Source organism: Asticcacaulis endophyticus (genome assembly GCF_014652575.1).
Classification (GTDB): Bacteria; Pseudomonadota; Alphaproteobacteria; order Caulobacterales; family Caulobacteraceae; genus Asticcacaulis; species Asticcacaulis endophyticus.
Map to the genome: position 1 here is coordinate 1 of NZ_BMZB01000006.1, position 13,266 is coordinate 13,266.

General features: G+C 57.6%; 10 protein-coding genes. 7 read left to right on the forward strand and 3 right to left on the reverse strand.

Features of this window, described 5'->3' with window-relative positions:
• Positions 1 to 437, forward strand: a 437-nt coding sequence (locus IE102_RS15700; RefSeq protein WP_189488449.1) for a TIR domain-containing protein, incomplete at its 5' end; no start/stop codon positions are given.
• Positions 438 to 461: 24 nt separating this feature from the next.
• Here the strand turns inward: IE102_RS15700 and IE102_RS15705 are convergent.
• Positions 462 to 1,286: an oxidoreductase gene (locus IE102_RS15705; RefSeq protein WP_189488451.1), complete on the reverse strand. Its 825-nt coding sequence runs from the start codon at positions 1,284 to 1,286 to the stop codon at positions 462 to 464.
• A 416-nt stretch (positions 1,287 to 1,702) separates the two neighbouring features.
• Between IE102_RS15705 and IE102_RS15710 the strand changes: the two genes are divergently transcribed.
• The 3 genes from IE102_RS15710 (at position 1,703) to IE102_RS15720 (ending at position 6,357) form a co-directional block, all read left to right on the forward strand.
• Complete coding sequence (locus IE102_RS15710; RefSeq protein WP_189488453.1) at positions 1,703 to 4,114, forward strand: TonB-dependent siderophore receptor; 2,412 nt, start codon at positions 1,703 to 1,705, stop codon at positions 4,112 to 4,114.
• A gap of 110 nt (positions 4,115 to 4,224) precedes the next feature.
• Entirely contained in the window at positions 4,225 to 5,721 is a 1,497-nt protein-coding gene (locus IE102_RS15715) for a carboxylesterase/lipase family protein (RefSeq protein ID WP_229807809.1), read from the forward strand.
• A gap of 84 nt (positions 5,722 to 5,805) precedes the next feature.
• Entirely contained in the window at positions 5,806 to 6,357 is a 552-nt protein-coding gene (locus tag IE102_RS15720) for an SMI1/KNR4 family protein (protein ID WP_189488455.1), read from the forward strand.
• A gap of 31 nt (positions 6,358 to 6,388) precedes the next feature.
• Here IE102_RS15720 and rbsK read toward each other — a convergent pair whose 3' ends face one another.
• The gene (rbsK, locus tag IE102_RS15725; protein ID WP_189488456.1) at positions 6,389 to 7,327 is read right to left on the reverse strand and encodes a ribokinase; all 939 of its coding nucleotides are present in this window, start codon (positions 7,325 to 7,327) and stop codon (positions 6,389 to 6,391) included.
• A 123-nt stretch (positions 7,328 to 7,450) separates the two neighbouring features.
• Positions 7,451 to 9,778: an acetamidase/formamidase family protein gene (locus IE102_RS15730; RefSeq protein WP_189488458.1), complete on the reverse strand. Its 2,328-nt coding sequence runs from the start codon at positions 9,776 to 9,778 to the stop codon at positions 7,451 to 7,453.
• Positions 9,779 to 10,298: 520 nt separating this feature from the next.
• Between IE102_RS15730 and IE102_RS15735 the strand changes: the two genes are divergently transcribed.
• The 3 genes from IE102_RS15735 to IE102_RS15745 are packed head-to-tail and all read left to right on the forward strand — an operon-like array spanning position 10,299 to position 13,162.
• Positions 10,299 to 11,273 (forward strand): PDR/VanB family oxidoreductase, encoded by a 975-nt coding sequence (locus IE102_RS15735; RefSeq protein ID WP_189488460.1) that lies wholly within the window; start codon positions 10,299 to 10,301, stop codon positions 11,271 to 11,273.
• Positions 11,274 to 11,285: 12 nt separating this feature from the next.
• The gene (locus tag IE102_RS15740) at positions 11,286 to 12,278 is read left to right on the forward strand and encodes a bile acid:sodium symporter family protein (RefSeq protein WP_189488461.1); all 993 of its coding nucleotides are present in this window, start codon (positions 11,286 to 11,288) and stop codon (positions 12,276 to 12,278) included.
• A 2-nt stretch (positions 12,279 to 12,280) separates the two neighbouring features.
• Positions 12,281 to 13,162: an NAD(P)-dependent oxidoreductase gene (locus IE102_RS15745; protein ID WP_189488464.1), complete on the forward strand. Its 882-nt coding sequence runs from the start codon at positions 12,281 to 12,283 to the stop codon at positions 13,160 to 13,162.
• Positions 13,163 to 13,266 lie beyond the last annotated feature (104 nt).

Here is a 13,266-nt window from a genome sequence, read left to right on the forward strand (position 1 = left end):
TCTCCTTGCTTCCGTTTTATAACGAGCAAAGCGTCTACAATTCTAGGGGCACCTCATTGGCTCCTTTTGGTATAGACGGATTTGTTGCTCATGAAGACATTCACCCAACTTTAGAATGGCAAGCTGAAATAGAGCGCGCACTGCATACAATGGATGCGTTTGTAGCGATGCACACGCCGGGTTTTTCACAAAGTATTTGGACACAGCAGGAAATCGGGTTTGCCGTTGGAAAAGGAGTAAAAATAATCTCTCTGCGTATGGGAGAAGACCCGACGGGCTTTATTTCTAAGCATCAAGCTCTTCCAAGAGGTAAAAAAACGGCAGACGAGATTGCTACGGAGATAAACCAATTACTCGGTGAAGATCGCCGCACAAATGAACGCCTTTCTAGGGCGCAAGCGGAGCTTAGACTTTTAGAAGAGGAAATTCCGTTCTGACAAACCGCCTATTCGAGTTGGTGCCTAAGCCTCAAACCCCGTCGAGAGTGACAGGTCGCGCCATTGGTCGAGGTCTTTTTGGATCTCGGCCATTTCTTCTTCGGCATAACCAACAGCATCAGCCCCCAGCAGCAGATGCAGGGGCGGGGCTTTCATGCCGGCGATTTTGAGAACGGCGGCCGCGAGCTTTGCCGGATCACCCGGCTCATGGCCACCGTGGGCCGCAAGCGTGCGTTCAGCTTCGCGGGCCTTGCCGTCATAATCATCGATTTTGGAGGTGACGATATTGAGTGAACTTCCGGCAAAATTTGTGCGGAACCCACCCGGCGCGAGGTTGGTGACGCCGATGCCCAGTTCCTCAACCTCTTCGGCCAATGTCCGGCCCAGGCCTTCCATGGCGAATTTCGTCGCCCCATAGATGCCCGACCCGGCCCACGGCGCATAGCCGCTGACCGAGGTGACATTGATGATGTGGCCGGACCGGCGGGCGCGCATATAGGGTAGTGCCGCCTGAAGCACGCTGATCGCGCCAAACACATTGACATCAAAGCAGGTGCGGATTTCCTCCAGGCTGGCTTCTTCAACCGCCCCGATCAGACCAAAACCGGCATTGTTGACCAGAACCTCAATGCCGCCGGAGGCTTTTTCGGCGGCGGCCACGGCCGCATCTATGCTGGCGCGGTCGGTGACATCGGCGATCAGGCCTAATGTGTCACCGGGCAGGGCCTCAAATGCTTTAAGATCAGCCGCACTGCGCACCGTGCCCGCCACGAAATCGCCGCGCGCAAGGGCCGCTTTAGCAATCGCCAGTCCAAAGCCTTTGCTGACGCCGGTGATGAACCATTTCATAGTGTGCCTCATGGGAGTTGAGGACGCGTATTGCGCCTGTGAATTCGGGCGCGATCATCTGTATGCCGCAGGTTCTGGTCTTGATGGCTTGCGTCTGAATTGTTGTTCGGCGGCGCTATCGGCTTATGCCAAGGGGCCCGAAGACAGCGCTTGCCCCGTCAAATCTTGTCCCCACGCGCACGCAAGGGTACTGGTGGTGTATTGGCTATGTGGGAAAAATACATCGTTTAGCGCGCAGGCAGGGTGGCGGCGCAAGTTAGAGGGCGCAGGGGCTCAAGACGATGAACCTTGGAATGTGACAGATTTTTATCAACGATCGGCTGGATCGGACACCTAACCTGAACGCGGCCTTCGCACCTCCCGGCGAATGCAGCATGGTAATAGAAGCTCAATTTTGACCAAGGGGATATGGCAAGATGAACGGCAAGCGTACACAATTAAAATTCTATCTACTGGGGCTGACGGCCCTGAGTGGTATCATGTCGGCTCCGGCAATGGCTCAAGAAGCCGCTGCCACGGACGACACCGTGACCGAAGTGGTCGTCACCGGTGCCCGCGATCTGGCAGGCGTAAAGCAAAAGCGCTCAACCAGCAGCGTCTTCGGCATCGATAAGCCGCTGGTCGACACGCCACGCGCCGTGACCGAAATTTCGGATAAGCTGCTGTCGCGCTATTCGATCAAGAGCGTCTATGACTTTACCGCGGTGGCCGCAGGTACCTACACGGGTTCCTACTTCGGCGTTCCGGGCAGCCTGAACATCCGTGGCACCATGGCCGATAACTATTATAACGGCTTTCAGGGCCTGTCGAACTTTGCCAACTACCCGACGCCGGTTGATGCGACCTCATCGATTGAAATCGTACGCGGCCCGACCTCTCCGGTTTATGGTGCCGGTCAGGTTGGCGGCTTCATGAACTTTATCCCGAAGACGGGATATGGCGAAGGCACCAAGTACGTCAACGAATTGGGCGGCGATGCGTCGATCACCATCGGCTCTTATGGTGAAAAGGTTGTCACGGGCAACCTGTCGGTGCCGGTCGACTGGAAAGGCAACAGTGCCGGTCTGCACGTCTTTGCCAAGGTCGAAGATTCCGACAGCTTCTATAAGGGCATGCATCCGTCGTCCGAAGTGGCCCAGATTGCCTTTGCCAGTGACCTCGGCTCAAAATGGTCGCTGGAAACCAGCTATCAGTTCATCCACTCTGATGGCTATCTGAAAAACATCGGCTGGAACCGCGTCACGCAGGACCTGATCGACAACGGCAACTACATTTCTGGCGCGCCGATTGCCAAGATCAATGATGGCTCGACGCCGTTCATCACGGCGGGTCAGTTCTTTGGCACCGCCTTTGGATCGACACTGTTGTTTACCGCGCCCTCAATCGGCGTGACCCCGACACCGAACGATTTCACCACCCTTGATCCGGCGACTGTTAAGCTGGTCAAGCTGTCGCCGCGCACCACCTTTATCGACGAAGGCGTTGACCTCAATGAGGCCATGACCCACACCCTGTATGCCGGTGTGTCACGTGTGTTCGAAAGCGGTGGCAAGCTGAAGTTTGAGGGCTTCCTCAACACGCTCGATTCAGAAAACTACCAAAGCTACGGCTTCGGCAGCAAGTACATGTCGACCTTGAGTGAGCAGCGCATCACCTATACCCAGGACTTCACGACCGGCCCGCTGGAGTGGAAGACGGTATCCGGTGTCAGCCATCGCTTCACCCACGCCCACGTTCAGGGCAGCCTCAATGACTTTGTTATCTCCGAGGATCGCCGTGACCTGAGTGTCGGCGCCACCCCTGACGACCGCTTCAATAACCCGTTTGCGGCGGGCTATAGCTGGGCCACGGACGTCACCAGCAAGATCCATAACTATGGGGTCTTCATGCTGGGCGATGCGACCTGGGGGCCGGTCAGCCTGACCATCGGCGGTCGCTCGGACAAGTATGAGGTTGAGGCCAAAAACATCGGCACAGAAACCGCAGGTGTTCATCTGACCCGCGCTGACGACGATACGGCTTACAGCTATAACGCGTCGCTGGCCTATAAGTTCGACTGGGCGACCTTCTACACCACCTATGCCCGCGCCAAGTCGCTGCAGGTCGATCAGGGCGGTGGTCTGGCCCCCAGCCTGATCCTCAACGGCGCTTATCTCGGCAATTCGCGTCTGCGTGAAGCCGGGGTCAAGACCTCGCAGTTCGGCGGACGTTTGTTTGCCGCTCTGGCCGTCTATGATCAGGATCGTTCTTACCTGAGCCAGCCACCGTCGGGCGTGCAGACCGTCAGCGCCCTGCGCACGCAAGGCATCGAAGCGGAACTGCGCTACCTGGTCACCGAAAGCTTTGGCATGACGGCGACCTTTACCAAGCAAAAGACCAAGATGCAGCCGACCGCCGGTGCTGGTTTCTTCGTCACCGTGCCGTCCTGTCTGGCCGGCATTGAATGTACCGAAGGCTACGGCGGTTATGCGTTCTCCAATGCCAACTACTTCCCCGGTATGCAGGACGGCTATTACCTGCACGCCACGCCGGAAACCAGCGGATCACTGTTTGCCACCTATGATAAGCGCGGCAAATGGGGTGTCACCGGCGGCGTAACCTATGCGTCGGAAACCGGCGGCTTCCTGCCGGGCTCGATCGTCCTGCCGGAATATATGGTGGCTCGTGCCGGGGCCTATTACATCCACGGCCCGTACCGGTTTGATTTCAACGTCGATAACCTGTTTGATGAGGCATATTTTCTGGCCAATAGCGATACCGACGCCAATGCCAACGTCCTGCCAGGTATCGGTCGGACGATGCGCATAAAGCTCAGCCGGACGTTTTAAGGTACGGTGAGGGCTGTTCCACCCCGAACAGCCAGTGGTGTGTTGCGTAAAGAAACAGGTTCGGTTCCCTTTGGGGCCGGACCTGTTCCTGTGTTTTTAAGGAGCGGAAGATGCGTAAAGCGATGTTGATGTCGGCGGCCCTGATGGCCATTGCAGCACCTGCCGTTTGGGCGGGGCCAAAGGTTCAGGTTGACGCCGGGACGATTGAGGGTGTGAGTGCGGCGGGCATCGACCGCTATCTGGGCATCCCTTACGCCGCACCGCCAGTCGGTGAGTTACGTTGGCGCGCACCGCAAAGTCCGGCACCATGGTCAGGAACGCTTGAGGCCAGACAATATGGCCCTGATTGCGTGCAGATGGACATGGATAGCCCGCCGGGACCTGGGTTCGTCAATCCGGAATCCGAGGACTGTCTCTATCTTAACGTCTGGGCGCCGGAAAATGCGGCCAACAAAAAGTTGCCGGTCATGGTGTGGATCTATGGCGGGGCGTTCATCATGGGGGCGTCGTCCTACCCCAGCTATGACGGCACAGCCTTTGCCAAACAGGATGTCATCGTCGTGTCGATGAACTACCGCGTCGGGCGGTTTGGTTTCTTTGCCCATCCTGAGTTAAGTGTGCCGGGCGAAGCCACAGGCAACTTCGGCCTGATGGACCAGATTGCGGCGCTGAAATGGGTGCAGGCCAATATTGCGGCCTTTGGCGGCGACGCCAGTAATGTCACCATTTTCGGCGAGTCGGCGGGGGCATCCTCGGTCAACTTCCTGATGGCGTCACCGGCGGCGAAGGGCCTGTTCCATAAGGCCATCGCTCAATCGGGCGGCACCAATGCCTATGTCAAACCGCTGGATAAGGCCCATGCCGATGCGGTCGCCTGGGGCGAAAAGGTCGGGGCGAAATCCGCCGAGGATTTGCGCAAACTGCCTGCCGCCACCGTGCTGGGCGCGCCGGTTATTGCCCCTGAAACCGTCATTGCCGACGGCCAGATCGTGGCAAAATCGACGCCGGAGGCATATCTTGCCGGTGAGATTGCCGATATCCCTTATCTGGTCGGGGCCAATGACTATGAGGAAAGCCTGATCAAATGGCTGCCGGGGGCCGAGAAAAAGCTGATCGAAAGCCTTGGGCCAAAAGGCGAGGCGGTCGTGAAGCTTTATATGGCCGACGGCACATCGCGTGAGGTCGCTGAAAAGCGGGTGTGGGGCGAATATGCCATGACCTTGCCCGCCCGCTGGCGCGCAGAGCAGAGCGCGAAATCCGCGGGTAAGGTCTGGCTTTACCGCTTTTCCTATGTGCCGGAAACGCTGCGGGCGACCACGCTGGGGGCAGGCCATGAGAACGAGATCGAAATGGTCTTTGATATCCGTAACAGCCGCACGGCGCGCCATGACTGGACGGCGGCGGATTTGAAAATGGCGTCGTCCATGAACCGCTATTGGGCCAATTTCGCCAAGACCGGTAATCCGAATGGAGACAGCCTGCCGCAATGGCCCGCCTATACAGTTAAATCCCGCACTCTGATGCACTTTGGTAAGGACGGCATCGCGCCGGTCAAGGACTTCGCCAAGGCCCGCCTGGATGCGCTTGAGGCGGCGACAGCGAAGTAAGTCAAGGACTGAAACCGCGTTTTAGGCTGGCTCAGGTGTAAGCTTCATGTATTAATGATGTAGCTATGTCTGAGGGTTACCAGCTTGAACATCTTAATTATGGTGCGTGGAGTTATACTCGCCGTGGCTTTTGTTACGGTTGCAGCTCAATCTCAAGCGACTGAGGCCAGTGAGAAAAGGCACGTCGTATCCTCGGCAACGCAGTTTGTTCGGTTATGGATGATCGAAGACTACCCGCCTGAAAAAATTGATAAGGCGGCGCTCCTTGAAGCCGCTTCTGATTTAAGGTTTAATTTTCCGCCTGAATATGAAGCTGTAGTAACTGAGGTAGGGCTTCTGAGCGCTACGGGAGACCTTCTTGAGGCGGCTATTCAAAAAGATACCGACTTTCCGGTTGTCAGTGACTTTTTTAAGCCAGCAGATATCGTAAGCACCACAAAAAATTGGCAATCTATCGGCTTACCCAATGATTTAATTGCTTTTGCGAGCGATGATTTGGGCAATCTTTTCTGCTTTAAGCGGGATGGTCGATCAGGGGTGTGGTTTTACGATCACGATTTTGATGAAGTCTCAAAGGTATCGGCCAGTTTTGGTGCATGGCTTGACACTCAGAACAAATTAAAAGACCCAAACTAGACTGATCGGGTATTTACAGAGAGGTAAGCTTTCAAACCGTCTCTGACAAAAACGCCTCGACCTCAGCGCGGGTTGGGGCGGAGTTGGCTGACGGGCGCGATACCGAAATAGCGGCGGCGGCGGACGCAAATTCCAGCGCGTCGATCAGCGAGCGTCCCCCCGCCAGTTCGCAGGCCAGCGCGCCGTTAAACACATCACCGGCACCCGTGGCATCCACGGCCTCAACCCGAAACGCCGGCAGGCGGATCAATGTCCCCTCAATCAGGGCCGCGCAGCCATTTGACCCCAGCGTTGCCACCACCTGACCGGCTCCGGCCTTACTTAAGCTATGCAGAGCGGCGTGCAGGGTGGCGTCACCTAAGCCCTCTATGCCGGTCAGGCTTGACAGTTCAGTATCGTTGGGTGTGACCACATCGGCCAGCGGCATCAACGCCAACGCCGCCATATCGACGGGGGCGGGATTAAGTATGGTCTTGACGCCATGTGCGCGGGCGATCTCCAGCGCCTTACGCACGGTCTCAAGCGGGATTTCAAGCTGCACCACCACCACATCGGCCACGGCGATCAGGTGAGCGGCGGCGTCAATCATTTCCGGCGTGACGCAGGCATTGGCACCGGGGGCGACGGCAATCGTGTTCTGACCATCAGTGGCGACGGTGATATGGGCCGTGCCGGTCGGCATTGCGGCCACGGTTTCGACATGCAGATCATTTACGCCATTGGCCTTGAGATAGGCGCGGGCCTGCTGACCGAAGGCATCGTCACCGACCGCGCCAACCATGCGTGTATCACAGCCAAGCCGCGCCATCGCCACCGCCTGATTGAGACCTTTACCGCCGATGACGGTCGTAAAGCTTTTGCCCATCACGGTTTCATTGGCGCGCGGCAAGGCTTTGACCTCAACGATGAAGTCCGCATTGATCGAACCGACGACGACGATTTTTGGCGTGATTTTAGCAGGCGTAGACATGATACTCTCCGGAAACGGATTTCATGATATGACAAGTCCACAAACGATGGTCTTGTCTTGGGGCGCATGACCTCTTGTTACGGGATGAGGCCGCGCGTTCGCCATGTGGCATATTACCGCGAACTACCCAGTGAAAATACCCTTGCGGATAATGGCGTGGGCACCCCAGTTGCCATTGACCATCTGCGTCACACCAAAATCGACCCCGACCGACAACAGCGATATGGCCTCATCTTCGCTCAGGCCCTTGGTGGTCATCAAAAACCGCCGCGCCTTGCGAAAGGCATCGCGCATGGCCCCTTCGATCGAGGCTTTTTTGTAGATTTCGCTCTGGGCCTTATCCCCCAGTTCGCGCAGGTAATTGGGCTGGGAAAAGCCCATGATCACCCATTCGTCCTTGGTTTCGATCAGCGGATAATCCAGATCGCGCAGCGGGTCGCGCTGGGTCGATTTGGGGTGCAGGACAATCTGGATCAGAGCGGTCATCGAACACTCAATCGCGGTGCCGCATAGCTCAGAATCCCCCTGTGACGCATGAGGATCGCCCAGCGACAGCAGGGCCTCCGCCACATTGACGGGCAAAAATATCGATGCGCCGGGGCCTAAGCGCCAGTTGTCGATATTGCCGCCGAAATTGGCCGGGGGCACGGAATCGACCAGCCCTTCCTGAGCGGGGGCTACCGCCACAAACCCGAAATGCGGCCGCACCGGAATTTCGACATTGCGCAAAACGTCATAGTTTTTCTGAATGGTCGTATGATCAATCGGCACGCCCGGATAGTCGTAGCGGTCGTGTTTGGTGCCGTATGGGTCGATCTGCGGCGTGTAACGGAAATTATAGACGGCGTGGGCACAACACCGTTCATGGCTGGTTTCGACCTCATAGATGGTTACGACCTCGCGCGGTTTCGGCTCGGTTAGCAGGTCGTGGTAATGAAACCCCCAATAGGCGGCGACATTGCTGCCAAAGCTGCGGCCAGCAAATTTTGGGTTGGCCGACGGACGGGTCTTGATCTCCAGGAAGCGCACCTCAACCACGTCGCCGGGCTTGGCCCCCATGACCCCGATCGGGCCGGTGCAGATGTGTACGCCAAAGCCTTCGCCTGCCCCGCGGCCGACCGCAGAGCCATCCATCGGCCCGGCGCCACGCCGTTCAATTGCCTTACCTTCGGGTGTCCAGGCATAGACGCTTTCGGCCCCGGCATCGCCTTCGATCATGCGCTCATAATCATCGGCCGCATGGTGGGTCAGGGTTTCAATGGTCACATAGTCGCCGGACTGCACCCGAAGCGTGGGCTTAAGATTGCGACTGATATAGCCCCAGTGCACGGTCTCCGGTGAGGCGGGCAGGTAGTGGTGGCGCACGCCGGATTGCACCGGCAAAGGCGCGTCGTCGGCATCGGCCTCAGCGGTTAGGGTCTCATCGATCTCAAGCGGTTCGTCTTCGGCAAGGGGCGGTTTTTCCTGACGGGCGGTCGGGCGACCCCGGCGCGGGGCCTCACTATCTTCGTTCTCAAGCGGCGGCGATTTGCGGTACTCACGCGGGGAAACGCCGTACTGTTCACGAAAGGCTCGGCTGAAGGAGGCCGAGTCATTGAACCCCCACTGGAACAGAATATCGGAAATGGATTTCTGGGCATGGAGCGGGCTCAACAGGTCCATGCGGCAGCGCTCTAACCGGCGCAGTTTGACATAGTGTCCAAAGCTTTCATCAACCGTTTCAAACAATTTTTGCAGGTACCGCATGGAGATGCCATGCTCGGACGCCACCTGCTGCAGGTTCAGGTTCGGGTCGGACAGGTGCATTTCAATGGTCTGAAACACCCGCTCCAGCAACATGGCGCGCGCCCCCGCTGATCCGCCCAGTGACTTTGACGGCGCGCCTTCCATCAGGGCGGTCAGCAGAAATTCCGGCAGGCTCAGTTCAACCGGTCGCACCCGATCGGTATTCAGGTCGTTGATGGTATCGGCGACTGAGCGCAGCATGCCTGATAATATCCGCCCCGCGCCGGTATCGCTGGCGATCAGGTTGATGCCGTCGGGCAAGGGGTTTCGTACCCGCAGCGCCAGATAAGGCTTGGGCACCTTGATCAGCAAAAAGCGATGATCGCGGTGGAAATCGAGGACAGCTTCGATATTGCCGTCGCCAAAGACGATATCGCCTTCGCGCACGCTCAGGTTATGGGTGCCGTGGCTGACCTTAAGGTCGCCTTCCAGCAGTTGCAGCAGCCAGATATGATCCGGTTGATCCTGCATGTCGATCTTGACGATCTGGGCGGTGGACGACACGCTGATGAAATCGACGCCCTGAGTGCTCTGGTAGCTCGACAGTTCGCCGTAGGCCGTGTCGGTGCTCAAGGCCTCCAGTTTCAGGGATTTACGCTGCAATGCAAAGCGCCACGAGTCCCAGCGTTGTTCTTTGGGGTAGGCATTGGTCGTAAAACGCAACATGGGGCTATCCGGCAGTTTAGGTGAACGCAAGGGACAGGGTTTGCCTAAGATGGTTTCATCTTATGCACTGTAATATAATGATAATTTTTGAATTCACGGGCGGGGCGGCACCGGGGGCTCCCCTGCGTCACCTTGTCGCCTGTAGGGATATTGGCGGGCTAAACCCAAAATCTGTCAACGTCAGGTGTGGGTTTGTGCGCGTACAGACAAGAAAATGGGTAGCCGCAATAAAGCTAATCTCGCATACGCAAAAAAACGGTCACAATGGAACGCTGCCCGGTGCAAAACATCTGAGGGAAAACTACACCGGGTCCATTGTGACCGGCCCAAGTTCGAGGGGAGGCGGGCACCTGAACCCTAAAACAGACAGGGCTTTCACGTCTTGATCGGTCGCGTCCTGAAACTTGGTGGCGGGTTAAGGGGCGGATATCTGTTCAAGATTATGTGCCTTTATCGACAAGTCACGCACCACGGGTCTCGCTATGGTGGCTCATAGAGTTTTTGCTTTGGGGTAGTGAGTATGTCAGAAACCCAGCTTCGGGTGCGCGTCCATGAACTGACTGAGGTTGGCCAGGGTGGCCAGGCCGGTTGTGTGCGCATCCTTGACCTGAGAGCTGAAGAAGGTTCGGATTTGCCGCCGTTTGAAGCGGGCGCTCACATCGATATCGTGGCGCGTGAAGGGCTGGTTCGGCAATATTCGTTGCTCAATGCGCCGTCGGAGTGTCATCGCTACGTGGTGGCCATTGCGCTGGATGCGACCAGCCGGGGCGGGTCAAAGCATTTTCATGACTGGGTTGAGCCTGACGATGTACTGACCATCAGTGCGCCGAGGTGCCATTTCCATCTGAATGAGGACAGCCCCTATACGGTGCTGATCGCCGGTGGGATCGGGGTGACGCCGGTGTGGTCGATGGCGCAGCGCCTGTTGGCATTGGGTAAGCCGTTTGAGTTTCATTACGGTGCCCGCGCCCGGTCTCAGGCGGCGCTGCTGACGGAAATTGAGGCGACGCTGGGTGCGGCAGGCGTACGCTTTGAGGCGCGATTTGAGGACAACGGCGGGGCCCGGCTTAATCTGACGGATATTTTCGAGGCCGCTCCGGAAGGCGCGCATTTCTACGCCTGCGGACCGTCAGGGATGCTGGATGCCTATATTGCGGCAGGTGAAGCCCGCGGGGTGGACTATGTTCACTATGAACGCTTCTCCGGTGTTGAAGAGGCTGCCACCGAAGGCGGTTTTGAGGTCGAACTGGCCCGCACCGGCGGTTGTTATGAAGTGCCTTCGGGGCTGACCATTCTTGAGGCGCTGAAGGCCCATGGCATCAATGTGCCGCATAGTTGCGCCGAAGGTATCTGCGGCGCTTGTGAATGTGGGGTCTTATCGGGTATCCCCGACCATCGCGACAGTGTGCTGACCGACGCGGAAAAAGCCGCCAACACGACTATGATGGTGTGCTGCTCCGGATCGCGCTCGCCCAAGCTCGTGCTTGACCTGTAACCGGATAGACTGATGATCAATAAACTCAAAAACGCCGCCAGGGTGATCGATCCGTTTATCGTGATCATGCTGGGGCTGGTGGTATTGGCCAGCGTCCTGCCGGTGCGTGGCCAGGCGGCGGTGGTGGCTGATATTGTCACCGATGCCGCGATTGTCCTGCTGTTTTTCCTGCACGGGGCCAAGCTGTCACGTGAGGCTATTGTGGCCGGATTTTCCAACTGGCGCGTCCACGGCGTGGTGCTGGCGACGACGTTTATTGTTTTTCCGCTGATAGGGCTTTTCATGCAGGTAAGCCTTTCCGGCATTATCGCGCCCATGATCCTGAGCGGGTTTTTGTTCCTCACCCTGCTGCCATCGACCGTGCAGTCGTCGATCGCCTTTACCGGCATAGCGCGCGGCAATGTCGCCGCCGCCGTATGCGCCGCCTCGCTGTCGAACGTGTTGGGGATATTCCTGACGCCGTTGATGGTCGGGCTGTTTATGGGGGCGACCTCTGGCGTATCGATGGCTGCGATTGAAAAGATCGCCCTGCAACTGCTGCTGCCGTTTGTGCTGGGCCATCTGGCGCGACCGTGGTTGGGCGGCTTTATCGCCAAGCATAAGACGCTGGTGGGACGGGTCGATCGCACGTCTATCCTGCTGGTGGTCTATACGGCGTTTTCGGCTTCGGTCGTTGAGGGCCTGTGGTCGAAAGTCTCAGCCGTTGATCTGATCAGCGTCCTGATATTGTGCGCCGTCGTCCTGACCGTTGTTTTGTGGGGGACGTGGTTTATCTCCGGCCGGTTAGGCTTTGCCCGTGAAGACCGGGTGGTCATCCTGTTTTGTGGCTCAAAGAAAAGTCTGGCGTCCGGCGTGCCCATGGCCTCGACCCTGTTTCCGGCAGCCATGCTGGGGCCAGTGATTTTGCCGCTGATGCTGTTTCACCAGATTCAGTTGATCGTCTGCGCCTTTATTGCCCAAAAAATGAAATCACCAGACACTAAATCAGATACAGGGGACAATTGACCATGAAAATGCTATTCGCAGGCTTAGGCGCCATGGGCGGGCCGATGGCCGGACATCTGATCACGGCAGGTCATACGGTTGTGGGTTATAATCGATCCTTCGGACGGGCGCAGACCTGGAGCGAAAAATATGCGGCCCCTGTCTTTGAAGCCTTTGAAGACGCGGTTTTGGGCGTGGACGTGCTGGCCCTGTGTGTCGGCAATGACGATGATGTGCGCAATCTGGTGCTGCGCGCACTTGAGATCATGCCTGCGGGCAGTCTGATCATCGACCACACCACCACCTCTGCCCATCTGGCGCGTGAGATGGCGAGTGCTGCCGCCGGAAAAGGCATCGATTTTGTCGACGCGCCGGTATCAGGTGGTCAGACCGGGGCGGAAAACGGCCAGTTATCGGTAATGGCCGGCGGCACTGAGGCGGCCTATGCGCGGGCCTCAGAGGTGTTTAAATCCTATGCCCGCGCCATGATCCGCATCGGTGACGCCGGTGCCGGTCAGACCGCCAAGATGGCCAACCAGATCGCGCTGGCCGGAACCGTGGCCGCGGTGGCCGAAGCCCTGCATTTTACCAAATCAGCCGGTCTTGATGACGGGCTGGTGTTTGAGGCCATCTCCAAAGGGGCGGCCGGTTCGTGGCAGATGGAAAACCGCTGGAAAACCATGTCGGCGGGTGAATATGACTTCGGCTTTGCGGTGGAATGGATACGTAAGGATCTGGGCATCGCGCTGGATGAAAGCCGCCGCAATGGCGCCAACCTGCCCATGACCGCCCTGATTGATCAGTTCTACAGCGAAGTGACGGCCATGGGCGGGCGGCGGTGGGATACGTCGTCTCTTCATAGCCGCCTTGAGGATCTTAGGCGCCGTCAGATGGTCCGGACATAGCGGGAGCTGTGATCTCTTTGGCATTGACCGTAAGTTTTGCGCCGCACGGTGGAATGGCGCACATTGTCTTAAGTCAATTACCGCTATGTTATAAAAAAGCGGGG